Here is a 25,239-nt window from a genome sequence, read left to right on the forward strand (position 1 = left end):
CTTCGGCTCCCTTTTTTTATTTTCATTAAAATGCAAATCATAAAAGGATTGATTATGACAACCCGTCTAACACAGTGCTTAATGGGCTTTGCCACACTGTCACTAAGCCAAGTAAGTTATGCAGCGCAAGACGAAACAATTTGGGTCACCATTGATGCCCTTGCTGCAGAGCACTTTCAACAAGATACACTGAGTAAACGTAAATTAAACAGCAATTTTGCGATGCAAAAATCGGCTTTGAATCAAGTTAATTTTATGCGCGTTAACAAGCAGGATATAGCTGGGTTAAGTGAGTTTATGCACGATAACTATCATCGCTGCGGTGGTTTTGTAGCCCATGATTCATTAGCAGATGCAGAGCTCTATACTCAGCAATTAAATGCTGTATCTCAGACAGCTATGAATGCGAGCCTAGTAAACTACAGTATAGATAATGCCGCGACAGTCAATGCACTAATATCATCGATTGATAGTAGCGAACTGAGCGATACGGTTAATAGCATGATGAACTTTCATAACCGATATTATTCAGTGCAAAGTGGTGTTGATGCAGCAGATTGGTTAAAGAGCCATTGGCAACAATTAGCCAGTAGTCGCAGTGATATCAGTGTTGAATATTTTAACCATAGCTTTTCCCAGTCATCAGTTATTGTGACTATTCCTGGTGCAGAAAAAGCAGATGAAATCGTCGTTATTGGTGGTCATTTAGACTCAATCAATCAGTCTAATCCAAGTAATGGTCGTGCTCCCGGTGCAGATGATAACGCCTCTGGTATTGCAGTGCTCACACAAACCCTCAAAGCAATTGTGGAAAATAATTACCAACCTCAGCGAACCATTCAAATTATGGGGTTTGCCGCTGAAGAAGTAGGCCTTAGGGGCTCAAAAGATATTGCTCAAAGTTATAAAACACAGGGTAAGAATGTTGTAGGTATGGTGCAGTTTGATATGACTGGTAATAACGGCAGTAGCACAGATATTGTGATGATGACGGACTACACAAACTCTTCGCAAAATCAGTATTTATCGCAGTTGCTTGATGCTTACCAGCCCACAGTGAGCTATGGCTTTGATCAATGTGGTTATGGCTGCTCAGATCATGCCTCTTGGTATCAACAAGGGTTTGCCGCCTCAATGCCATTTGAATCAACAATGAGTGACATTAACCCATTGATCCACACATCAAATGATGCCCAATTTGATGCGGCTCACGCGAGTAAATTTGCAAAACTAGCAGTGAGTTATGTTGCTGAAATGGCAAAAAATGCCGGTGATGTAGTAACGGAGCCGACTAATCAGCTTGAAAATGGCGTAGCTAAAACGGGTTTGGCGGGCGCAGCAAAAGAGCAGCTATTCTTTACGCTTGAAGTACCCGCAATGAGCAGTAACCTTGAGTTTGTAACTGAGGGGGGCTCCGGTGATGCCGATTTATACGTTAAATTTGGCAGTAAGCCGACCTTACAGGACTTTGATTGTAAAAGCACAACCTCTACAAGTAATGAAAGCTGTGTGATGTCGTCAGTTCAAACTGGCACGTATCATGTCATGGTTGAAGCGTGGAATAAGATTTCGAATGTGTCACTCACGGGAAGTTATAGCACCTCAGGTGGCGGCGAAAGCGTTGACCGAACTGAGACAAACGTGAGTGTGGCTACCGGAAGTTGGCAGCGCTTTACTCAACAAATACCCGCAGGCCTCAGTAATTTAACGGTGACTATTTCTGGCGGTAGTGGCGATGCAGATTTGTATGTTAACTATGGCTCAGCGTCAACAAGTTCAAATTATCTTTGTCGGCCGTACAAAAATGGTAACGAAGAAAGTTGTCAATTTGATAACCCACAAGGTGGTACTTGGTACATAGATTTACAAGGTTACAGAGCTGCATCGGGCGTTACATTAACGATTCAAGGACAATGATTTAAACCCAATCATACTTTTAACCATGAGGAAGCTTTGCTTCCTCATTTAGTCTTGCCCTTGGCAAGTCAGTTACGTAAAATCTGCCCATCACTTTTAATCTATTGGCGAAGTTTATCAAACAACTTTTCAGTGCCACTGGCCCCCTTGCACTTTCTCTTGATGGATATACTCCTCGGCAGCCACAAATTGACATGGCTGTTGCGGTTGATGATGCCTTAAAAAAACGTCACCAATTAGTGGTTGAGGCGGGCACAGGCACGGGTAAAACCTACGCTTACTTAGCGCCTGCGTTAAAATCAAAAGGCAAAACCATCATCTCTACGGGGTCAAAAGCACTACAAGAGCAGTTGTTCCACCGTGATTTACCCAACTTAGTCAAAGCTCTGAGCGCCACTAAAAAAGTCGCCCTTTTAAAAGGACGTGCGAATTATTTGTGTACCTATCGCTTAAGTCAGCATGTTGCGCATGTACCAACAGATGATCCTGATGTAATGCATCAACTCGCGATGGTGGCAAAGTTTGCAAGTGAAACCCGTTCAGGCGATTTAGCAGATTGTATTGGCATAGAAGAAGACGCTAAGGTACTGCCTTATGTTAGCTCAACCGCAGATAACTGTTTAGGTAAAGAGTGCCCCGATTTTCAAGATTGCTATATTCGTAAAGCCCGCTTAAATGCCATGGAAGCTGACGTGGTGGTGATCAACCATCATTTATTCTTTGCCGATATGGCTGTAAAAGACACGGGTTTTGCTGAATTAATGCCTACGGCAGATGCCTATATTTTTGATGAGGCGCATCAGCTTAGTGAAATTGCCAGTGACTATTTTGGCGAAAGTGTTAGCACTAAAAAGCTGGTGGATTTAATTAATGACTTACGAGCAATATACCGTGCAGATATCCCGGATATGCTGCAATTAGGTAAAACCCTCAACAAGTTAGAAACCAGCGTGGCAGATTTACGTTTGCAGTTTGGGGTTGATGGTAGTCGTGGTGATTGGCGTGAAAAGCTGGCTGATAAAGATATTTGTGCAGCACTGCACCGAGTAATTAGCGACCTCGACTTTTTATACCAAGTATTAAAGTTATGCTTAGACCGTAGCGAAAAAATAGAGCATCCGTTTGAGCGTACGCTGGCCTTTAAAGGTCAGTTAGAGCGGGTATTTGATACAGCCCAAACGGGCTATAGTTATTGGTACGAAACCACTCGCCGATACCTAACGGTAAACATTACACCGCTAAATGTATCGGCTAAATTCGCACAAATGATGAAAGACACAGGAGCAGGTTTTGTGTTTACATCAGCGACTTTATCGGTCGATAACGAATTAGAACACTTTAACGCTAGCCTTGGCTTAAAGCCAACGCAAAGCATGATTGTTGAAAGTCCGTTTGATTATCAACAACAAGCGCTACTTTGCTTACCACGCTACTTACCTGAGTCTCATGCGAATAATATGCCTCATGCTATTATCAAGCTGACCCTTGAGTTAATTAAATCAGCAAAAGGTCGCTGCTTTGTGCTCTTTACTAGTTATCGTATGATGCACTTAGTGGCGGAAGGTTTAACTACACAAATGGATTATCCGGTTTATATGCAAGGGCAAATGTCTAAACGCATTATCCTTGAGAAGTTTACCCGTCACGGTAATGCCGTATTACTCGGCACAGCCTCATTTTGGGAAGGCGTAGATGTTAGAGGCAGCACATTAAGTTGTGTTATCATTAACAAATTGCCGTTTGCCGCACCTGATGACCCATTATTGCAAGCAAAAATGCAAGATTGCCAGTTACAAGGCAAAGACCCATTTGCACATATTCAATTACCTCAAGCGGTCATTGCATTAAAGCAAGGGGTAGGGCGACTTATTCGCGATAGTAAAGATAAAGGTGTGCTGGTTATTTGCGATAACCGCCTAGTAACACGCCATTACGGCCAAGTATTTTTAAAAAGTTTGCCACCCATGCGCCGCACGCGCGACTTAGCAATGGCAAACGCGTTTTTAGAACAGATCAATTAGAGTAACTTAGATGATTAAACACAATATTCTTGCCTTAGATGCATCAACTGAAGCTTTATCGCTGGTGCTACATTATCAAGGGCAAACATTTCATCATTTTGAAGAGTGCCCTCAGCAGCACAGCCAAAAGATTTTGCCTTTAATTGATGAGTTACTCGCAAAGGCGCAATGTAAACTAACCGATTTAGATGTAATTGGTTTTGGTCAAGGACCGGGTAGCTTTACGGGCGTGCGTATTAGTGTTGCGATTGCACAAGGTTTAGCTTATGCCGCACGCTTACCTCTGGTTGGCGTATCAACATTGCAGATGATGGCGCAACAAGCGTTTGAACAAGACCAAGCCAGCGATGTGTTTTCTGCGATTGATGCACGTATGGGTGAGATTTATTACGCTCATTATAAAGCTGATGATAATGGCTTAATGACGCTAGTTGATGAAGAACAAGTTATTAAACCTGAGTTGCTAACGTTACCTGAAACAACGGCGGCAGCGGTGGGTACGGGTTGGAAAACCTATCCTGCACTTGTTACAGAACTTGCAAATGTAAGTCTAAATGAAAACATTTTACTGCCTGATGCAAAGTACATGCTGGCCTCGGTTGCCACTGCATTCGCTAACGGTGATACAGTGACTGCAGCCAATGCGCAGCCTAAATATGTTCGTGATACAGTGACTTGGAAAAAGCTACCAGGCCGAGAGTAACTGAGAGAGTAACGAGACTTGCGCGCTTGTCAGTTATGGCACATAATTTAGTCATGTTTGATGTGGAATTACGAGTTTGACTTTACCTATTGGCTCAGGCTTTTATACCGGTGACATTCCCGGTCAATATAGCCGTAAAAATACCGTTACTGATAAGCCTAAAGCGATATCAGACCAAACGGCTGAGCAAAAATCGTCAACAGAGTATGTTAAATCAAGCCCTCAAGCTGTTGCTATTGCTGATGAATTTAAAGCTGAGTCGCAAAGCTATCAGCAAACAATTTATGATAAACCAAGCAACCCAAAAACCAGTCGCGCTATTTCAACCTATACGGAATTTGCTAACTTAGAGCGCCGCGCCGAAGTGCAAAGCCTTATTGGCGTTGATGTATATGCTTAGCTAATTGCTAATACTGAATTCATAAAAAAAAGCCTAAACAATATGTTTAGGCTTTTTTTATGATTGGACAGTATTCAATATAAATTACTGCTTAATAAAATCAATCAGCTTGTCGGCAATCGCAGTATTGTTTTGCGAACCGTAGAAAGCTTCTGCTCGTTTACCATAGGCAAACACTTGTACATCAATAGCGGTGTGGCCGCCAGTAGTCCAACCTGTGAAGCTGGCATGATTGATAATATCTTTTACAGCAAGTAGCAGTGCTTTCTCGCCCATTTTCTTAGCTTCGCTTAGCTTAATGCTGTTAGCATCAGTGAATTCGATATCAGAATACTTTTGCCATACTGCTTTTAAGTCATCGCTTTCAAGTAGATCTTTTGTGATAGTGCCAGCTGTTGCTTTAACACCTTTAATCACGTCTGTTTCCCACTTATATTGACCATGAGCACCGAGTGTTAAGCCACCTGTTGAGTGATCGGCAGTGATAACAAGCAGGGTATCAGGGTTTTTATCTACATACGCTTTTGCTTGTTCAATTGATTTAGCAAAGTCATCCATTTCGCCCATTGCACATGCAATGTCGTTTGCATGACCACACCAGTCAATTTGGCTGCCTTCGATCATCACAAAGAACCCTTTGTCGTTTTGACCATCAAGTAAATCAAGTGCTTTCGTTGTCATTTGCGTAAGGCGCGTTGGATTTTCGTCAAGCGCAAACGGTAAACCGACTTCAGCGAATAAACCAAGCGCTGGAACTTGCTTTAAGTCATTCATTGCTGCAAAGTCATCGCTGTACTGATAGCCAGCCGCTTTAAACTCTTCTACAAGGTTACGGTCTTCACGAACGTAATATTTCGTGCCGCCACCAAGCATTAAATCAACCGGTAATTTACCCGCGATTTTGTTATCGATATAGTCGTTAGCAATTTCGTCGTAGTTACGGCGTGATTCGTTGTGCGAAGCAAAGCTTGCTGGTGTAGCGTGGTTGATTTGCGAAGTAGCTACGAGTGCTGTTGTCATGCCACGCTCTTTAGCAACTTCAAGCATAGTTTTTACTGGTTTTTTATCAGTATCAACGGCAATTGCGCCATTATAACTTTTATGACCACTGCTCAGAGCTGTTGCACCCGCTGCGCTGTCTGTTACATAGGTATGATCATCAGGGTAGGTATGTGCCATACCACGCAAAATAGTATCGAAAACAGTTGGGTCAACAACTTTAGTATTTGGATCATCTTTAAAGTAACGATATGCAGTTGTGTACGCCGGGCCCATACCATCACCAATCATATAAATGATGTTTTTTGGTGCTGATTCAGCCATTACTGAGCCTGCTGAGCATAATAATGCTAAAAGACTTAATTTTAATTTCATTGATGTAACCTTATTATTGTGCCCTTATTTATACTGCGAGGATTATTGTATACTAGCCAGACGATAAATAAACGCCTTTAAGTTGAAACGCTTAATAAATAGGAGCAATTGTGCAACCTTTTTCTTTTCAAACTGGCACTCAGGCAATGCATGGCCTAACCTTTGGTCATGGCGAAGAGGTTGTGATTGCCTTACATGGTTGGCTTGATAACGCACATAGTTACATACCTATGTTACAAAACGCGCAGTTAAACCAGCGTTGGTATTGCCTTGATTTTCCTGGCCATGGTTTATCTGATTGGCGAAGCAGTGACGCCCACTATTACTTTATTGATTATGTTGATGATGTATATAAGTTTATTGAGTCACTTGATGTAACGAAAGTGCATTTAGTTGGCCATTCTATGGGCGCCATGGTCGCTGGTGTTTTTGCGAGCTGCTTTCCTGAAAAGGTGGCATCGGTAAACTTTATTGAGGGAATTGGCTGCGTTACAACCAACAGTAATGAAATGAGCAGCCAACTTCGTAAAGCGATATTAAATAGAGCGCGGGTAAACAGCAAAGGCCCTCGTGCATTTGACTCAATAGCGCACATTATTAGTGCAAGGCTTGCAAGTGGCGACCTTGAATACCCACAAGCAGAGCTATTAATGACAAGAAATAGTTACGAAAAAGCAGGTAAGTGGTATTTAACAACCGATCCTAAGCTTAAAAATCACTCAGGATTTCGCTTTGATGAGTCGCAATGTATTGCAACCATCAAACAAATTACCGCACCATGTCAGCTTATCTTAGGGGATAAGGGGTATCCTTTTGTTAGGGATAACCTAGAGGCATATGGTAAATATTACAAGGAGTTAAAAATTCATGAGATACCTGGAGGTCACCATTGCCATATGCAAAGTCCTGCATTAACCTTAGAACACATTCATGCATTTATTGGGCAGTATAAAGCAAGTTAATTGTATAATTGCACCAAATGTGGGATTATCTGCACCATTAGAGTATTTACTCCATTGAGAAACGGCCTTAGTTAGATTAAGGTTATTAAAAAATATAATTATAAACAGGAGCTAAGAGTGGAAAAAATCTGGCTTAAACGCTACCCAGAAGGTATGCCTGAAACAATCGACCCTGAGCATTATCACTCGCTACTCGACTTGTTTGAAAAAAGTTTTGCTGACTATAGTGACCTTCCAGCCTTTACCAACATGGGTAAAGTGTTGACCTATAGTGAGTTAGACAGTGCTACAAAACGTGTTGCGTCGTACATTCAAAATGATCTTGGTCTGAAAAAAGGCGATAAAGTAGCGGTGATGATGCCGAATCTACTGCAAACGCCTGTTACTATTTTAGGTATTCTTCGTGCAGGCTGTGTAGTGGTGAACGTAAACCCACTTTACACCGTGCGTGAATTAGAGCATCAGTTAAATGACTCAGAGTCATCAGCAATTTTCATTCTTGCTAACTTTGCCGATACTCTAGAAAAAGCATTACCAAAAACCAACGTTAAGCACATTGTGGTTACCCAAGTAGGTGACATGGTGGGCGGCCTTAAAAAGCACATCGTTAACTTTGTGGTTAAGCACGTTAAGAAAATGGTGCCTAGCTACTCATTGCCAAATGTAATCAAATTTGCCGATACACTTGCTGGTAACGAAGCGAGCTATAAAAAGCCAGATGTTGATTTAAACGACTTAGCATTTTTGCAATACACAGGTGGAACAACCGGTGTATCTAAAGGTGCAATGCTATCGCATGGCAACATGGTTGGTAACCTTGAACAAGTTTCAGGTTGTCTAGATAACGTTTTAGATCGCGGAAAAGAAGTGGTTATTACAGCACTGCCGCTTTATCACATCTTTGCTTTGACTGCGAACTGCCTAACATTTATGAAATACGGTGGTTTAAACGTACTTATTACAAACCCTCGTGATATGCCTGGCTTTGTAAAAGAGTTAGCACAACACAAATTTACTGCTGTAACGGGTGTAAATACGCTATTTAACGGTTTACTAAATACCCCAGGTTTTGCTGAACTTGATTTCTCAAGCCTAAAAATGTCACTTGGCGGTGGCATGGCGGTACAGCGTCCAGTTGCTGAAAAATGGCAAGCTGTAACAAAAACCAAATTAATGGAAGGTTATGGCCTAACTGAGTGTGCACCACTTGTAACTGTTAGCCCCTACGACCTCGAAGGTTATAACGGTTCAATTGGTTTACCTGCTCCTAGCACTGATATTAAGCTTATGCTTGAAAATGGTGAAGAAGCAGCAAAAGGTGAGCCAGGCGAGCTTTGGGTTAAAGGCCCACAAGTTATGCAAGGTTATTACAACCGCCCAGATGCAACAGCCGAATGCTTAAAAGACGGTTGGTTTGCAACGGGTGATATTGCAACTTACGATGATGAAGGTTTCTTCTATATTGTTGATCGTAAGAAAGACATGATTATTGTATCTGGCTTCAACGTGTTCCCAAATGAGATCGAAGAAGTTGTTGCTATGCACGAAGGCGTGCTTGAAGTGGCAGCTATTGGTATCCCTCATGAGGTCAGTGGCGAACAAGTTAAAGTTTTTGTTGTGAAAAAAGATCAATCTTTAACTGAAAAAGATATAATAAAGCACTGTCGTGATAATTTAACGAACTATAAGGTGCCTAAACTCGTTGAGTTTAGAGATGAACTACCAAAAACAAACGTTGGTAAGATTCTAAGAAGAGCCTTAAAGGACGAAGAAAAATAATTAAAGCCGGCATTAGCCGGCTTTTTTATGGTAAAGAAAGGGGTATAAGTGCAATATCAACTGATCGAAACGCAAAATCAATTAAATGATTTTGTAGAAAAAATAACAGGAAAACCGGTACTGGCAATTGATACCGAGTTTATGCGTCGTCGTACGCTTTACCCTGAAGTTGCACTTATTCAAGTATACGATGGTGAGCATTTAGCGTTAATCGACCCTCTGGCTGAGTTGTCGCTTTTTGATTTTTGGCAAGTACTTAAAAACCCAGAAGTGTTAAAGGTACTGCATTCACCGTCAGAAGATATTGAAGTGTTTCAAAAATACGCTGGCTTTGTACCAACACCGCTGTTTGATACCCAATTTGCTCTACAAATACTAGGTCATGGTAACTGCATGGGCTTTGCCCACATGGTTAAAGAGTTGCTTGATATCGAAATAGATAAAAGCGAATCACGCACGAACTGGTTACAGCGCCCACTCACAGAAAAGCAGCTAGATTATGCCGCTGCTGATACGTATCACTTACTGCCTTGTTTTGAAATTATTAAAGAACAAATTGATGAAGCAGGCTTTTTTGACATTGTGATCAGCGAAAGCGAGTTAGTCGCGCAAAAACGTGCTTACCAACCACCTGCAGAGCAGCTTTACAAAGATATTAAAAATGCTTGGCAATTACGACCGTACGACTTAGCTGTATTGCGCGAACTTGCCGCATGGCGCCGTGAAAAGGCAGAGCGCAAAAACCTCGCGCTTAACTTCGTGGTAAAAGAGCACAACATGGTTGAAATTGCTAAGCGCAAGCCTGTAAGTTTAAATGCGTTACGCAGAGTGCCAGGTGTTGAACCAATGGAAGTTAACCGTTCAGGCGTAGAAATTTTAAAATGTATTGAGCGTGGTAAAGCCGTTCCTGTTAGCGAACAACCTGCACAACTAAAACGTTTAATCGATTTTCCGGCATACAAAAAAGCCGCTAAAGATATTAAACAAAAAATTACCAAAGCTGCAAAAGAGCAGGGTATTCCTGAAGATGTATTGGCCTCTAAAAAACAGATTAACCAGCTGATCAGCTGGAATTGGAAGCTCGATGCTGATGAGCGTAAAGCTGCATCAAAGCCAGATCTGTTTAACTCATGGCGCTATGAGTATGTGAAAGACGTACTTAAAGAGTGGCAAAACTAAGTAACTATCTCAAAGGGCTTTTTATGCTTTGACTTGCATTAAAAGCCCTGAAACTTGCTGCGTTTACGTGTAACCTCTAACCAATGCAGCACGTTATTATCATATCGTTTTAATCGTTGTTTTTGTTTCGATGTTAAATAATAAAATGGCGCGAATATAAAGTAGCCATGACCAATGATTACCACACAATTAAAACCATATTTAGAGTATTGTTTAATTAGTTTAGTTTTGTTTGGTTCAATATGAACATTTCCAAACGCTGAGCTATAAAAAATACCGTGTCGACATATAGTCAGCTCATTTTTACTGCTCAATACCAATAAAATAATTATTAACGATGTAAGCATAAAAGCCAGCAAAAGCAGGTCATAAAGTGGATGCTTTTGGGATGTCGCTTTTAGAATAGACAATGTTAAGACGGCTAAAGTCACGAGGATCGCAAGTGTGCTTTTCTCTGAACTCTTCCTTAAATTCAATACTTTCATTCTCAGTCCCTGAGAGGCTTTTTTAATATAGTACTTCGCTACTTAGATAAAACAATCTGCCAAAAAAATGAAAGTAAAAGCTGTTTTTAATGTTTTATTATTAATTTTTAATGCTGTGTTTTATTTAGCTTGTTGAAATTAAATGAGATATTGAACGGTGAAAGATATAATAATAAATGTAAAGTAGGTTGGTAGAATAAGCCACGTTATATATCTTCATTAAGGATAATGAGCCTTTGAAAACTGCTAAGCTGTTCTTTGCACATATCATTTAAGAAAATGAACGATGCGAGTATATTAATGTATTTAACTTTACATAAAAGCTTTTAAAAACTAGTTATAGAAATACTTTAAGTAATTTGTTAAAACTATATCAAAGGGGTAAGCCACATAACAAACCGCAGTAGAGCTGGGAGGAACATGCTGGGATTAAAGAGTGTGAATCGTCCTCGCTTGTTAATATAGCCACCCTTTATGTCCCTATGCGAGATGGGTGGTACGTTTAAGGATATTCCCGCAATTAATTTTGGCGTTGGTACTTTTAAAATATAAACAGATGCATAGAACGGAAATTTAGGAGCGCTTTTGTGAAAGGGACTGCATTCATTCTTCTCATCGTAGCAGTTTTCGGTATTCTTAAACTCATTGCTCCGAAGATTGTGGAGTTTTTGCCTGAGTGGGCAAATGGGCTCATTTTTCTCATTGTATTTTTAGTTTTGTGTTTTCAATTTGGGCGATTTATCTTTAAACACCGAAGAAAGGACGATTAGCTGTTCGTTTTAAAGCGTATAACAAACAATTTAAGCCGTCGTTCGGTCGTTTTTACTGAATGTTTTTGACATCAATAGGATTAAGATATGGAAAACTATGCACTAGCAGGCTTGGGGTTGCTAATAGTGTTCAATATTTTGATTAGTTTAGTAATTTATAAAAGAAATGATTTTGAAACTTTTCAAAAAGTAGCACAAATAGTTCTGGTTTGGTTACTCCCCGTCATAGGTGGAGCTGGAATCTTGATATTCTATAAAAGCATAGATAAACCGATCAGGAAACCAGAAAGCTTTGCAAAACGTACTGAAGGTAGTAGCTCTTGGCAAGATGAACCTTAATATAGAGCTATGAGTGAACGACTTTTTAAATCCAAGCCATGAGCTCACGTTTTTAAAGCGAGCTCATTCCTAAAATAACCCTACAAACCAAGTAAAATCTTATCTAAATTTTGTTTCGATTTAGCAACGCTTTGTAGTGGGGTTAATCCAGTTGGGTATTCTTCTTGCTCAAGCACTAACCACTTGGTGTTGCCGTGCGACTCTAAAGTATCGATGATGGCAGGCCAATCAATGTTGTTTTCGCCGATAATCGGGCTCATGTTGCTACTCTCAACTGTACGTACTTTAATGTGCGTAGCAAGAGTGCGGTTAGGGTACTTTTTAATAAAGTAGATTGGATCTTTAGCAGCGTAATTGACCCAGCCAATATCTAACTGCAATGGCATGGTCTTGGGTGTATTAGTGGCAATATAATCCCAAAACGTTGCGTTATTAAATGCATTAAACTCTTTATTATGATTGTGAAAACCGATCTTCATATCAAAGCGGGTTGCGTAATCACAGACCTTAGTAAGCTCTTTAACCAGAGATTTAACTCCCTCAGGGTGCCATGCTCTTTCATCCCAAGGTACATAAAGTGTAGTAACGCCAAGGGTTTTGTAAAACAGCAGGGTGCTACCAATGGTGTTTTCACTGAGTGCATCAAAGCCTATATGGGCACTACTGGCAACTAAGCCTAATTCACTAAGCTTTGTTTTTAAGGCTGCTGGGTTATGTGAGTATGGGCCAAAATCTCCGGCAAACTCCACGCCGTCAAACCCCATTTCGGCAAGTGATTTAAGCGTACCATGAAAGTCATTTTTTAAGGTGTCTTTGACTGACCATAGCTGTACACTCACGGGCAGTTTTGCGAATAATTGACCACTAAATACAAGGCTGATAATGAGTAATAAAATGCGGGTTTTAAACATACTTAAATCCTAAAAAAGCAGGGGAGTGACCCCCTGCACTGTGTTACAAATAACACAAGGGGGAAAGTTAATCGGTATAGGCGTACTCGCTCAGACCAAGCTCAGCTAAAACCTGATCTAAATGGGCTTTTGCTTCATCAGAAGGGCCAGGGTAATCACCTGCAATAGGCACATTACCAAGGTAACCAATGTCTTTACAGCCCTCTGGCGTACAGAAAAAGGCAGCAAGCACTAACTCTTTAAAGCGTAAAAAGGCTTTACCAATGCGCTGAAATTGAACAGGTGTTTGCTCGTTTAAAAACGCAATATCGTCTAAAATCGCGCGATGTTGCTTTTCATTAAGTGCAACAAATTGCTTTTTAAAACGAAGTTGTGCTTCATCGTTAAGCCAAGCTAATGAATTTAAAATTTTAATTCTATCGCGTTGTTGGCCTTCATAAGGTGCGCTTACCCATTCATTAATAACGGCCGGTACTTGTAGCTCACTGGCTGAAGGAATAGCGCCTTCGCGCGGTACAATGTAATCAGATAAAAGCGCTACCAACGTAAGTTCGTCTGCTGTTAAGGTCAGTGGCCAAGGTGATTCTGGTGGCATCACCAAATTAGGATCTTGACCATAGCCTTTAGCGGTTACAGGCTTGATATCTAAATCAGGCCAATGCTCTTTTGCAGAGACTGCAACGTCATCTTCCAGTGCTTTTGTGCAGCCAGCAGTTAAACCAATCGCCGAGCCTGCAGCTAATAGACCAAGCCATTTTAAAGACTCACGGCGGCTCATGTTTGAAACATAGTTATATGAGTCGTGTTCGTTACGATGATGCATAATTAAAGTACCCCGTTATCAATTTGTTGAGCAAGCCAAGTTGAATTACGCATTGCCAGTGTCATGATGGTGAGCGTACAGTTTTTATGAGGGTTAGAAGCAAATACACCCGCATCCATTACAAATAGGTTATTACAATCCCACGTTTGACCCCATTGATTGGTGACAGAGTCTTTCTTTGAGCTGCCCATTCGTGTGGTGCCCACTTCGTGAATGATTTCGCCACCTTTTGAAATTGCTTTTTCAGCAGGTGGGAGTTCGCCAACGGTCGCACCCATGTTTTCTAGAATTTGCTTCGCAGTTTTTAAACCATGTTCGATTTGCTTTAATTCTCTGTCAGACCACTTAAAGTGGAATTTTGATACCGGAATACCCCATTTGTCTTTAACGTTTTCGTCAATTTCCATGTAGGTATCTTTGTTCGGTAACATCTCGCCACGAAGAGCAAAGCCAACGTAAGAGCCATATGCATCACGAATTTGTTGTTTAAGAGCTGGGCCATAGCCTTGTTTATCACCTGACACACCCGAACCCGGCTGGCCAAAGCCACTGCCAATTTCAAAGTGATAACCACGTGGGAAATCTAATTCATTGTTAGCTTGTGCTTGATGACCCCACCAAGGAATAAATAAGTGATTAGCGGTGTGTCCATCTTCGTTATAACGTGGGCGACCTTTAAGTGCCGGAATTTGCGCACCTAACCATGCACCCGTCGAATCCATCAAGTTTCGACCTACTTGGCCACTTGAGTTAGCAAGGCCTTTAGGATGCTTTTTATTCTTTGAGTTTAATAAAATACGTGCTGATTCACAGGCGCTGGCGGCTAAGATAACCACATCGGCATCAATAGCATGTTCGGTTATTGTGTGTTTATCAACATAGGTGACGCCAGTGACCTTACCTTGCTCATCAACTTTGACTGATTTAACCATGGCATCGGTAATAACTTTTAAGTTGCCGGTGGCTTTTGCCATAGGTAATAGCGATGTCGTAGTTTGGAAAGCTGCGCCAATTGAACAACCTGAGCCACAAGGCGTTGCATAAAAACACGCCATGCGATCATCTTTCGGGCGGGTTAATACCGCACGGTGCATCGGTACTGCTTGAATGCCCATTTTCTTTGCAGAAGCGGCAATTAAAAGCTCAGGAACACGGGGCTTTGGTGGCGGCTGTAAAATACCCGGTGACGAGTCTGGCATATCTTCATGGCCTGTATTGGTGCCACATACACCCACAAGTTCTTCGGTTTTATCGTACCAAGGTGCTAAATCAGCGTATTCAAATGGCCAGTCGGCACCGTGACCATCACGGCTTTTGCCTTTAAAATCGTGCTCACTAAAACGTAATGAATAGCGGCCCCAGTGGTTAGTTCGACCACCTAACATACGTGCGCGCCACCAATAAAAGTCGCTTCCTTTGGCGCTGGTATATGGCTCATCAGGTACTTGCCAGCCGCCATCAACGGTTGCGTCGTAAAAGCCAAAGTTTTTGTCTTTGTTACCTGCACCCATAAGTGGGGCTTCGTTGTTACGACGAAACATCGGGCTTTCTGTTTTCGGGTCATAATTACGACCCGCTTCAAGTAATAACACTTTGTGGCCAAGTTTAGTTAGCGTATAAGCGGCCATTGCACCGCCAGCACCAGAGCCAACAACTAATACCTTATGTTTAAAATCAGACATCTTATAGCTCCTTGATTTTTATATTTTTAAACCACACTTTGTCACCATGGTCTTGAAGCCCGATATGACCTTGTTCAGCCGTTGCAAAGTTTTTCCAGGTTGCAAACTTACTGCCTTTTACAAGGGTGTTCCATGTTGTACTACCAATTACAATGCTGGTGGTGCTGATACCGTTTTGCCAAACTTGTAAGTGGTTGTCTTGCATTTTAATGCGCACATGGTTCCAGCTATTTGCTGGTTTGTGCGACGCAACTGGTGCAGCAAATAAATCGTAAATTGACCCTGCTAAGTGCGAGTCAATTTCGGTATCTGGGTGTTCTTCGTTATCGATAATTTGAATTTCAGGTGCATGAGAGTAAATCATCTGCCCGGTTTCATCAGCTAACACAAAAATACCGCTATTGCCTTTGGTAGAGATTTTCCAATCAATCTGTAATTCAAAGTTTTGGTACTGCTTTTTAGTAAGCAGGTCGCCACCACCTTTGGTTAAAGTCATAGCGCCATCTTCAACGACCCATGCAGGATTTAAAGATTCGCTTTTAAAATTACGCCATTGCGACATATCTTTGCCGTCAAACAACAACTGCCAGCCAGCTTGCTTTTCTTGTTGTGTTAGCTGATTGTCAGCCGCATTAGCGAGTGCACAGCTACTAACGGTGAGCATTAAAGTCAGTGCTTTAAGAGATTTAAACATAGTGTTCCTCGACGATTTACTTGCTTAAGACGCACATTTTTCGGTGCGTTTGTTGTTATTAATTACTAAATGCAACCCAATGAATGCGACGATTAAAATAATTGGGAAGATCAGTAGGTTTTGTAATACAGCCTGTCCGGCTAAAATTTCAATTTGTTCAGCGCTTGCGCCACTTGCTTCTGCTGATGAGCGTGCCGTATCTATCCAGCTACCAATTACAGGGTTCCAGATGCTCATAGCAAACATGCCTGCACCGCCCATTAACGACATACCCATCGCCCCTGACTTTGGAATGTATTCTGCAACGCAGCCAAGCATGGTCGGCCAAAAGTAGGTAACGCCAAGTGCAAAAAGCATCGCTGCTAGATAAATCATGCTGCCCTCGGCTTGGCTCATCATAAAAATACCTAAGCTTGCACAAATGGCAGATCCAAGTAATACACCTGTAGGGTTGAGCTTATGCACAATTGGGCCTGCAAAGAAACGACCAACCGCCATTAAGCCGGTGATCAGGGCTAATACCACCATAGGAGAGGCACCCGATGAACCTAAAATACGCTCAATCCATTGTTGTGTGCCAAATTCAGTGGTTGCGGTAAACGTCATACAGGCAATTAAAAAGATGTATAACGGCGTAAATAAGTGGCGAATATTGCTGCTGGTAGAGTGAGTACGCGTATCAAAGCGTGGAAATTGTGCTTTGATCAGCATAGCGCCATAGATAACCGTAGGAATTAAAATCAACGCTACTTGCCATTGCCAGTTTAAACCTGCTCCCGACATAAAATTCGACGCAAGTGCGCCAATCACAATGCCACCTGGGAACCAAACATGAAAACGGTTTAGCATAGTGGTAGTGTTTTTAGGGTACATTTCTGCAATTAGTGGGTTACAGCCAGCTTCAACAGCGCCGTTGGCAAAACCAATTAAAAAGGTAGAAACCAGTAAGCCCCAAAAACCATCAGCTGTTATCGTCAAAACAAGACCAAGTAAATGACAGATAAACGCTAACGCCACTAATTTCTTCGCGCCAATGGCATTATAAATAATACCGCCGACCATAGTCGCGACCGGAAAACCTAAAAATGCCATGGCGTTAACCCAACCTAATTCGGTGTCGGTTAAGCCAAACTCACTGCCTAGTTGACCTAAAATACCAGCACGAATGGCAAAGGTCATAGAGGTCACAATCAGTGCTATACAGCAAAGCCGAAAGACAATGCGGTTATAATTATTGTTGTCCATATTGTGTGTCCTGTGTGTTCTATTGTTGTCGGTTTATAAACCTAAAATTCGATTATTACGCTCAGTGTTTGTTGTGCCACTGGCAAAATCGTCAAAGGCTTTGTCTGTTGGGTTTATTAAGTGTGCTTTAATAAACTCAGCGCCTTCTCTTGCCCCATCTTCTGGGTGCTTTAAGCAACATTCCCATTCAAGTACAGCCCAACCATCAAAACCATATTGAGTTAACTTGCTGAAGATTTGCTTAAAATCTACTTGGCCATCACCTAAAGAACGAAAACGCCCTGGTCGGTCTTGCCAGTTTTGAAATCCGCCATAAACACCTGAGCGGCCATTTGCGATAAATTCGGCATCTTTGACATGAAACGCCTTAATGCGCGAATGATAAATATCGATAAACGCTAAATAGTCGAGCTGTTGCAATACAAAATGGCTCGGATCATAAAGAATATTAACGCGTGGGTGATTATTGGTTGCTGCTAAAAAGCGCTCAAATGTCACACCATCATGTAGGTCTTCACCCGGATGTAATTCATAACACACGTCCACGCCATGCTCGTCAAAGCAATCTAAAATAGGTAACCAACGCTTAGCAAGTTCACTAAAGCCTTGTTCAACAAGTCCTTGTGGACGCTGTGGCCACGGGTAAAAGGTATGCCATAAAAAAGATCCCGAGAATGTCGCATGGGTTGTTAAGCCAAGGTTTTTACTTGCTTTAGCAGCCATCATCAGTTGCTCTGTTGCCCACTTTGTTCGCGCTGCAGGGTTGCCTTTTACATGCTCTGCGGCAAAGTTATCGAACATTTCATCGTAGGCAGGGTGAACAGCAATTAACTGGCCTTGCAAATGTGTTGATAGCTCTGAAATTGTAAGTCCATACTCTGTGGCAATACCAGTGACTTCATCGCAGTAATGCTGGCTTTGAGCTGCTTTTTCTAAATCAAAAATAGTCGGGTTTGAGGTTGGCACTTGAATCGCTTTGTAACCTAAACCACTTGCCCACTCACATAAACCACGAAAGCTATTGAAAGGGGCTTGATCTGAAATAAACTGCGCCAAAAATATTGCTGGCCCTTTGATTTTATTCATTCTTTATTATCCAATCTGTAATTTGTGCCATTTAGTATCTTGCTTCGATGAAGCAACAACATGCTCAATAAACGCCATACCACGCACAGCCTCATTGATGCCAGGCACATCAAATGCTGAATTTGTTGCGTTATCGCCTTGCTTAAATGCGTGGATCTGCGCTGCAAAATTGCGGTAAATATTGGCAAAGGCTTCAAGGTAGCCTTCTGGGTGACCGGCAGGGGCACGCAGGGCATTTTGCGTGTCAGGGTGTAATTCACCCACGCCTGCTCTAAGTAATGTTGCAGCTTGATTGTGACCTCTTAGCCATAAGCTATTAGGCTCAAGTTGCGACCACTCAAGACTGGCTTTATCGCCATAAATACGCAGGCGTAAGTTGTTTTCATCGCCAATAGCAATTTGGCTTGCCAGTAAAACGCCTTTACAACCATTATTGAATCTAAGAAGCACGGTGCCATCATCATCAAGGGCTCGGCCTTTAACCACATGATTTAAATCGGCGCAAAGCTCGGTGATTTCGAGATTAGAAACATACTCGGCTAAGTTAGCTGCATGCACGCCAATGTCGCCCATACAACAACTAATGCCAGACTTACTGGTGTCTAAACGCCAGCTCGCTTGTTTTGAACCTTCGTCTTCGCTGTGCGCTAACCAGCCTTGAGTGTACTCAACAATGACTTTACGTATACTGCCGAGCTCGCCTGCTTTTACGCGATGCTTGGCTTCTTTGACCATAGGGTAACCGGTGTAAGTGTGGGTTAACCCATATAAAACCTGCTGTTTTGCAATAATGCTTTGTAATTGCTCTGCTTCTGCGAGAGTAAGCGTTGCAGGTTTATCTGAGAGCACATGAAAACCATGTTCAAGCGCCATTTTCGCGACCGGAAAATGTAAGTGGTTTGGGGTGACAATAGCCACAAAATCAATACGCTGATCAGCAGGTAATTTTGCTTCTTCGGCAAATAGCGTATGGTAACTGTCGTAGCAGCGGCTGCTATCAAGCCCTAGTAGTTCGCCGGTTGCTTTACATTTGTTTGCGTCTGAACTGAATGCGCCTGCAACAAGCTCTATCATTCCGTCTAATCGCGCTGCAATTCGATGAATAGCGCCAATGAAGGCACCATCGCCACCGCCTACCATTGCCATGCGGATCTTAGCTTTGCTCATCTTAAGCGCTCCTAAATTTAAATAGCGTCTGCTACTGTTAATGTCATGTTATTGATAATAGGAAAGCTTAGCCAATAAGCGCTAATAAAAATTCGGTTGACAATGCAACAAAATCGGCGTTTAAAATATATATGGCTGTTCTTTATTGAGACAAAATTAAGCGATGGATATTCAAGAAATAATAAAAAAAGCTGGGGTAAATCAGCTAATTGCTGCATTTGATTTACTGCCAGATATCCTCTTTTGGGTAAAAGACACAGATAGTAGAATCTTGCATTGTAATCAGCATTTTATTGAGCATCAGGGTTATAAAACACTGGAGCAAATATTGCTAAAAACAGACTTCGATTTTTCACCAAAGCACCTTGCGTTTCAGTACGTCAATGACGATAAACGGGTGATGGAAGGCTACATAGTGACTGACCGTTTAGAGCTTAACCAAACCCAACAAGGTGAGCTTGGTTGGTTTTCTACATCAAAGCATGCTTTAAAAGATCACGATGGCAATGTGATTGGCACTTACGGAGTGACCCGACATTTACAAAAAACATCAAAAGCGCTTTCTCATGTAAGGGCAATTGAAGAGCCGGTAAAATTTATTCGCGAGCATTACCATCGTCAGATCAGCATTGATGAATTAGCAGAGCTTGCGCATTTGTCGGTAAGTGCTTTAGAGCGCCGCTTTAAAAAGCATTTAGCAAAAACACCTAATCAATTTATTAACGAAGTGCGTCTCGAAAATGCCCGCAAGCTACTGATTGAAACGCAACTGCCCATTTCACAAGTGGCCTACCAGTGTGGGTTTTCTGAACCGAGTTACTTCAGTAAACAATTTCGGCGTTTGTTTGGTGAAATTCCCTCACAAATGCGCTCGCAATTAGGTAATTAAATTGCAGCTCTTGCAATTAAAATAGCCCCTTGCTCTGCACTGGCAAGGGCGGGGGTTAAATGCGCTTTACTGGTATCAGATAAGTAAGGGGTAATGGCACTAGAAATACCGCCCATCAAGGTGACGTTTTCAATACCTTGTTTTTCAAAGTAAGTGATATAGCGGCTAATGTATGCGCACGCTTCATTGATTAATTGCTGACAAAAAGCATCGTCAGAATGGCTAAAAACGAGCGGCGCAAATTTGGCAAGCTCTGCAGGGCGCGCTGATATTAAACGCTGACTTAACGCTTGGCTTGAGTCGCAATTAAGCTGGGTGAGTAGGGTATTTATTGCAGCAGAACTTTGCGCAACACCATCAAGTACTGCAAATGCTTTACGGCAAAGTTGTAAACCTAACCAACCACCACTGGCACCATCGCTTAGTAATAATCCGTAGCCACCTAATTCGCTAAATTGGTTTTGCTGTTGGTAACCCGCACAAAAGCCTGTGCCCAGAATAATCACCGCACCATCATGGTGTTGATGCGCGCCTTTACAGGCAATCAGCATATCTGTTGACAGGGTAAATTTGGCAAAAGGGTGCTGCCATTTGGTCATTGCTTGGTAAGCTGAGTCGATATTGGCACCGGCAAGTCCGGCATGCACATAGGTGTTTTTCAGCTCGCTTAAGGCAAGCCCAGCTTCATGAAATGCAAGTTCAGTGGCGTGCAGTATTGACTCTTGGCTTTGTTGGCAGCTGGTGGCCACGTTTGCAGAGCCACTTATGGCTTCGCTAAGCAATGAGCCGTTTTCGTTTTCTAAACGAACTTTACACTTACTGCCACCGCCATCAATACCTAAAAAATACATTGCCATGCTTAATCCTTTGAAAGAAGCTTATTGATAGCCTCAGCATTAATTGCACCATTTTCGTTGTGCACGCATGAGTGTACATGCACAGCTGCATTGGCTGAATGGTTTTTTATTAATTGCCAAAGTGTTGCCGCGTTTTCTAAAGTAACGCCACCACCCATAACAATTTCTATCTGATTAGCGCTGTGCACTAAGTATGTGTTGAGCTGATTTAGACCATCAACAGCACTTTGGCCGCTTTGCCATGGCGTGCCTGCTGTTAAGATTCGGACAACGCCTAAACTAATCAGTTTATCTAGTGCGCATAACGGGTTTGTAAGGGTATCGAATGCACGGTGAAAGGTCACCATCAGGCCATGCTGTTTGGCTGTGGCAACTAAAGAGCGGGTCACCTCAAAATCAAGTTCGCCGTGCTTTACTGCACCAAATACCACGCCATGTGCCCCCGCATTCGCTACCATTGTTATTTGTTTTTGCATAACTTGGTGACACTCACTCCTAACAATAAAGTTGCCTGCTTCGGGACGGATCATCACCACTAACTCTGCGCTATTAGTCAGGCTTTTTACAGCGCAATCAATTGCTTTAACACTTGGTGTTAGGCCACCTAGGTGTAAATTACTGCACAATTCAAAGCGCTTTGCGCCTAAGTTACTAGCCACCGAAATGTTGTTAGCAAGCTGCTTTAAGCACCCTTCGTTTAGGCATACTTCGAGAAATTTACCATTATTCATGGGCGTGTTTTTACCATATCTATTACACCTATTTTTTAGTTACTCAATTTGTGAGTCATCAACAAATACGCAAGATGTTAAATTATTATTTATTATCAATAAATTACATAACATTTTAAGTTTTCTTTGCTAAGCCAGTTAACTTGAATTCGCTGAGCTTAACTATAATTAAGAAAATATAAAAATGAATATAAAATATTCCTAACGCCGATTTTGTCATATCTCTCACCGAATTTTTATTATCACTTTTTGACCGCTCACCCTATTCTGAGTTTGAGTTTAACAAGCTGTTAACTACCAATGATCAGTTTAAAAACCGACAACAATAAATCGTTTTTTGAGAATTAAAGCCTCATAAACAAAAACAGAACACACAATTGGAGATAGGCATGGGCAAGCAAACTGCAATAAAAACAAAAGGGCAAGGAAGGCATTTTAAGCGTAATGCAATTTTAATTTCGCTACTGGCTGCAATTAATACAAGCTATGCAGCAGAGCAAGCAAATGATGATGTAGAAGTGATTGAAGTACGTGGTATTCGTTCTTCAACTGCAGAAAACTTAGCAATAAAACGACTTTCAACGGCTACCGTTGATGCAATCACCGCAGAGGATATTGGTAAGTTTCCTGATAAAAACGTCGCTGACTCATTGCAACGTGTATCGGGCGTTTTGATTGACCGCGACGGTGGCGAAGGTAGCCGTGTTAGTATTCGTGGTACGTCACCGGATTGGACTCTCACCCAATTAAACGGTAACTATATCGCTTCATCAGGTTCAGGTACTCCTACCCGTAGTTTTAATTACACGTTATTGCCTTCAAGCATGATCAAAAGTGTAGAAGTGTACAAAAGTGCAGAAGCACGCATCGATGAAGGCGGTATTGGTGGTACGGTTATTTTACACACCCGTAAACCGCTTGAGATGGAAGCAAATTCAGGGGCGTTAAGTGCCGAGGTGACTTACGATGATGTGTCTGAAGACACTAAGCCGCAAGTCAACGTGCTGTATTCGTGGAAAAATGACGACGAAAACTTTGGTGTATTGGCCGGTTTTACTCGTCAAGATCGCACTGTAACAACCATCACTAACAACGCATCACACTGGCGTTTTCACTCAGATACCGTTGAAGGGGCAGAGCGTCCAGCGCTGGTAGACCAAGCCACTGGCGAAGTGTACAACAATGTGTGGGCACCGCGTGCGATGAGTGTTAATAACTCAAACCAAGACCGTACACGCGATGGTTATCAAGTGGCTGTGCAGTGGGCACCGAGTGACAGACTTGATTTAAACTTTAACTATTTTGGTGCCAAGTTAGGCTACGACCAAACAGGGCAAAGTATTACTTTTGCCGAGTGGAATGATAACCACAACCCGTATTACGGTATTGTACTTGATGGCGATACCGTGGTTGCCTACGGTAATGGCGATAATGGTTTACTTAATGATAATAACTGGGGTGATGCCGATGTAAATGGTGGTGTGGCTGTTCGCCGTGGTTTGTTATCGCCGCAGTTAACAGGGCGTGAGCGTTTTGGCGAGTCAAAATCAAACACCTATGATTTTGAAGGCACTTATTATGGCGATACTTACAGCATTACATTAAAACTAGGTCATACTGAAGCTGAAGGCGGTACTTCAAAAGAAACCTACGCCAATATAGATGCGCGTTTAGGCTCAGTAAACAGCTGGTTATGGTCAATTGAAAACGGTAAACCAAGCTACGAAGTGTCGACTGATTTAGCCACCGATAAAGAGGCATACCAATATTACGATTGGTTTGACTCATACTCATCAGAAAATGAAGACTCAGAAGATTATATTCAAACAGATGTAAAATTTGACCTTGATGGCAGTTTTTTCACCCGTGTCTATGTAGGTGCCAAATACCGCGACCACGAAATTAAAGGCATTCGTAATGACTTTCGTTGGGATGACGGTATCGCTGATAACGGCGGTTATCGCGGTTATTTACCAGGAACTGAGTGGTTCCATAATCCAGATTTTCACCCAGATGCACCAACATTGGTAAGCGACCATGTAGTTGATAACAGTGCAGGTGATACAGGTGCATTTAACTTTTTAGCGTTTGATTTTGGAGCCCTTGATAACTACTTAAAAGAAAACTTTAGTCAAACAGTGGTGCCAACACTTTCGGGCACGTACGCCCTAGAAGAAAAAATTTGGTCTGTTTACACACAAGCTGATTTTGAATGGCAAGATTTCCGCGGTAATGTCGGTGTGCGCTATGTAAATACAGAGCTTAGCACCTTGACCTACGATGATGTCATTGGTCAAGACGATGACGATACCGATCCAAACGAGCGCAGTAGCGATGGCAGTGAAGTACTACCAAGCTTTAACCTTGCATGGGATGCAACCGAAGATCTTGTGGTGCGCTTTGCCGCAGCACGCACCATGGCAAGAGTGAGCTATTCAGACTTAAGCCAAGCAGAGTCTTACGGTCCTCCAGTTAATATTAACTCGCCAGATTCATGGACAGGCCGTGGTAATGGTACCTCGGTAAACACAGGCCTTGAACCTATGTTATCTGACCAATTTGATTTAGGCATTGAATGGTATTATGGCGATGGTTCTGCACTGGGTGCGACATTATTCTCTAAAGATATTTCTAACTTACCAATCTCGACAGTAGAAATTGTAGAGCGAGAACACGATTGTTGTAACGGCCCAATAGAAGTTGAAATGAACACCAAAGTGGGTGGGGGTGATGCAAAATCAGAAGGTTTAGAGCTGTTCTTCCAGCACTCATTTGATAATGGTTTTGGTATTTTAACTAACTATACCTACACAGATACCAGCACTAGCGAAGTCTCGACAGACGGGCAAAAAACAGAGGCCGAAATACCAGGCACCGCTAAGCACCAATATAATGTGTCGGTGTACTTTGAAAATGACGACTTTAGTGTTCGTGCGTCTTACAACTGGAAAGATGACCGTGCCAATGGTATTCACCAAGGCTACAACTTGTATACCAAAGACTATGGTCAGCTAGATGTGAATGCCTCGTATAACTTAACAGAGGATCTTTCGTTTACCGCCTCAGTGGTGAACCTAACGGAAGAAATAGAAGAAGGGTATTGGAAACAAAGTAATCGCTTTACCTATAACCAATACTCGGGCCGCCGTTTTTACTTAGGCGCAAATTATAATTTCTAACCCAAGAGATGTTGTTTGTTGCAACCTAAAAAGGTACTTTTATTAA

At 42.1% G+C, this 25,239-nt stretch carries 21 protein-coding genes; 10 read left to right on the plus strand and 11 right to left on the minus strand.

Annotation, left to right across the window (positions count from 1 at the left end; all coding sequences use genetic code 11):
* Positions 1-54 precede the first annotated feature (54 nt).
* The 4 genes from NFU46_RS11115 (at position 55) to NFU46_RS11130 (ending at position 5,041) form a co-directional block, all read left to right on the plus strand.
* Positions 55-1,917 carry a M28 family metallopeptidase gene (locus tag NFU46_RS11115; protein WP_405030648.1) on the plus strand — a complete coding sequence of 621 codons (1,863 nt, stop codon included), beginning with the start codon at positions 55-57 and terminating at the stop codon, positions 1,915-1,917.
* A 104-nt stretch (positions 1,918-2,021) separates the two neighbouring features.
* Positions 2,022-3,938, plus strand: a complete 1,917-nt coding sequence (locus NFU46_RS11120; protein WP_251601833.1) for an ATP-dependent DNA helicase — start codon at positions 2,022-2,024, stop codon at positions 3,936-3,938.
* A 10-nt stretch (positions 3,939-3,948) separates the two neighbouring features.
* Positions 3,949-4,641 (plus strand): tRNA (adenosine(37)-N6)-threonylcarbamoyltransferase complex dimerization subunit type 1 TsaB, encoded by a 693-nt coding sequence (tsaB, locus tag NFU46_RS11125; RefSeq protein ID WP_251601836.1) that lies wholly within the window; start codon positions 3,949-3,951, stop codon positions 4,639-4,641.
* A 76-nt stretch (positions 4,642-4,717) separates the two neighbouring features.
* Positions 4,718-5,041 carry a hypothetical protein gene (locus tag NFU46_RS11130; protein WP_062565644.1) on the plus strand — a complete coding sequence of 108 codons (324 nt, stop codon included), beginning with the start codon at positions 4,718-4,720 and terminating at the stop codon, positions 5,039-5,041.
* Between the two features lie 84 nt (positions 5,042-5,125).
* Here NFU46_RS11130 and NFU46_RS11135 read toward each other — a convergent pair whose 3' ends face one another.
* Positions 5,126-6,415, minus strand: a complete 1,290-nt coding sequence (locus tag NFU46_RS11135) for an alkaline phosphatase (protein WP_251601838.1) — start codon at positions 6,413-6,415, stop codon at positions 5,126-5,128.
* Positions 6,416-6,525: 110 nt separating this feature from the next.
* On the opposite strand from NFU46_RS11135, the gene NFU46_RS11140 reads away from it, so the two are divergent.
* From NFU46_RS11140 to rnd, 3 genes are all read left to right on the plus strand, one after another.
* Positions 6,526-7,377 (plus strand): alpha/beta fold hydrolase, encoded by an 852-nt coding sequence (locus NFU46_RS11140; protein ID WP_251601840.1) that lies wholly within the window; start codon positions 6,526-6,528, stop codon positions 7,375-7,377.
* Between the two features lie 117 nt (positions 7,378-7,494).
* Positions 7,495-9,156 (plus strand): long-chain-fatty-acid--CoA ligase FadD, encoded by a 1,662-nt coding sequence (gene fadD, locus NFU46_RS11145; RefSeq protein ID WP_251601842.1) that lies wholly within the window; start codon positions 7,495-7,497, stop codon positions 9,154-9,156.
* A gap of 48 nt (positions 9,157-9,204) precedes the next feature.
* Positions 9,205-10,335, plus strand: coding sequence for a ribonuclease D (rnd, locus tag NFU46_RS11150; protein WP_251601844.1), 1,131 nt, complete (start codon positions 9,205-9,207; stop codon positions 10,333-10,335).
* Between the two features lie 38 nt (positions 10,336-10,373).
* On the opposite strand, the gene NFU46_RS11155 is transcribed toward rnd, so the two are convergent.
* Complete coding sequence (locus NFU46_RS11155; protein WP_251601846.1) at positions 10,374-10,820, minus strand: hypothetical protein; 447 nt, start codon at positions 10,818-10,820, stop codon at positions 10,374-10,376.
* An 857-nt stretch (positions 10,821-11,677) separates the two neighbouring features.
* On the opposite strand from NFU46_RS11155, the gene NFU46_RS11160 reads away from it, so the two are divergent.
* Positions 11,678-11,929: a hypothetical protein gene (locus NFU46_RS11160; protein ID WP_130167606.1), complete on the plus strand. Its 252-nt coding sequence runs from the start codon at positions 11,678-11,680 to the stop codon at positions 11,927-11,929.
* 80 nt (positions 11,930-12,009) lie between these two features.
* Here NFU46_RS11160 and NFU46_RS11165 read toward each other — a convergent pair whose 3' ends face one another.
* The 7 genes from NFU46_RS11165 to NFU46_RS11195 all read right to left on the minus strand — a co-directional run bounded on the left by NFU46_RS11165 (position 12,010) and on the right by NFU46_RS11195 (position 19,537).
* Complete coding sequence (locus NFU46_RS11165) at positions 12,010-12,840, minus strand: sugar phosphate isomerase/epimerase (RefSeq protein WP_251601848.1); 831 nt, start codon at positions 12,838-12,840, stop codon at positions 12,010-12,012.
* Positions 12,841-12,907: 67 nt separating this feature from the next.
* Positions 12,908-13,663, minus strand: coding sequence for a gluconate 2-dehydrogenase subunit 3 family protein (locus NFU46_RS11170; protein WP_251601850.1), 756 nt, complete (start codon positions 13,661-13,663; stop codon positions 12,908-12,910).
* Positions 13,664-13,665: 2 nt separating this feature from the next.
* Positions 13,666-15,345, minus strand: a complete 1,680-nt coding sequence (locus NFU46_RS11175; RefSeq protein WP_251601852.1) for a GMC family oxidoreductase — start codon at positions 15,343-15,345, stop codon at positions 13,666-13,668.
* 1 nt (position 15,346) lies between these two features.
* Entirely contained in the window at positions 15,347-16,039 is a 693-nt protein-coding gene (locus NFU46_RS11180; RefSeq protein ID WP_251601854.1) for a DUF1080 domain-containing protein, read from the minus strand.
* Between the two features lie 24 nt (positions 16,040-16,063).
* Positions 16,064-17,284 carry a sugar MFS transporter gene (locus NFU46_RS11185; protein WP_251601856.1) on the minus strand — a complete coding sequence of 407 codons (1,221 nt, stop codon included), beginning with the start codon at positions 17,282-17,284 and terminating at the stop codon, positions 16,064-16,066.
* A gap of 33 nt (positions 17,285-17,317) precedes the next feature.
* A complete protein-coding gene (locus tag NFU46_RS11190; RefSeq protein WP_251601859.1) occupies positions 17,318-18,370 on the minus strand; it encodes a sugar phosphate isomerase/epimerase in 1,053 nt (350 codons plus the stop codon).
* A gap of 6 nt (positions 18,371-18,376) precedes the next feature.
* Positions 18,377-19,537: a Gfo/Idh/MocA family protein gene (locus tag NFU46_RS11195; RefSeq protein WP_251601861.1), complete on the minus strand. Its 1,161-nt coding sequence runs from the start codon at positions 19,535-19,537 to the stop codon at positions 18,377-18,379.
* Between the two features lie 163 nt (positions 19,538-19,700).
* Here NFU46_RS11195 and NFU46_RS11200 point away from each other — a divergent pair, with 163 nt between their 5' ends.
* A complete protein-coding gene (locus NFU46_RS11200) occupies positions 19,701-20,426 on the plus strand; it encodes an AraC family transcriptional regulator (protein ID WP_063707435.1) in 726 nt (241 codons plus the stop codon).
* On the opposite strand, the gene NFU46_RS11205 is transcribed toward NFU46_RS11200, so the two are convergent.
* Together NFU46_RS11205 and NFU46_RS11210 are read right to left on the minus strand one after the other, a co-directional pair.
* Complete coding sequence (locus NFU46_RS11205; protein WP_251601863.1) at positions 20,423-21,283, minus strand: BadF/BadG/BcrA/BcrD ATPase family protein; 861 nt, start codon at positions 21,281-21,283, stop codon at positions 20,423-20,425. The genes NFU46_RS11200 and NFU46_RS11205 overlap by 4 nt on opposite strands.
* A 2-nt stretch (positions 21,284-21,285) precedes the next feature.
* Positions 21,286-22,014 (minus strand): copper homeostasis protein CutC, encoded by a 729-nt coding sequence (locus NFU46_RS11210; protein WP_251601865.1) that lies wholly within the window; start codon positions 22,012-22,014, stop codon positions 21,286-21,288.
* 389 nt (positions 22,015-22,403) lie between these two features.
* Between NFU46_RS11210 and NFU46_RS11215 the strand changes: the two genes are divergently transcribed.
* Positions 22,404-25,193: a TonB-dependent receptor gene (locus NFU46_RS11215; protein ID WP_251601867.1), complete on the plus strand. Its 2,790-nt coding sequence runs from the start codon at positions 22,404-22,406 to the stop codon at positions 25,191-25,193.
* The last annotated feature ends 46 nt before the right edge of the window (positions 25,194-25,239 follow it).

It is taken from the genome of Pseudoalteromonas sp. NCCP-2140 (genome assembly GCF_023708065.1).
Lineage (GTDB): Bacteria > Pseudomonadota > Gammaproteobacteria > Enterobacterales > Alteromonadaceae > Pseudoalteromonas.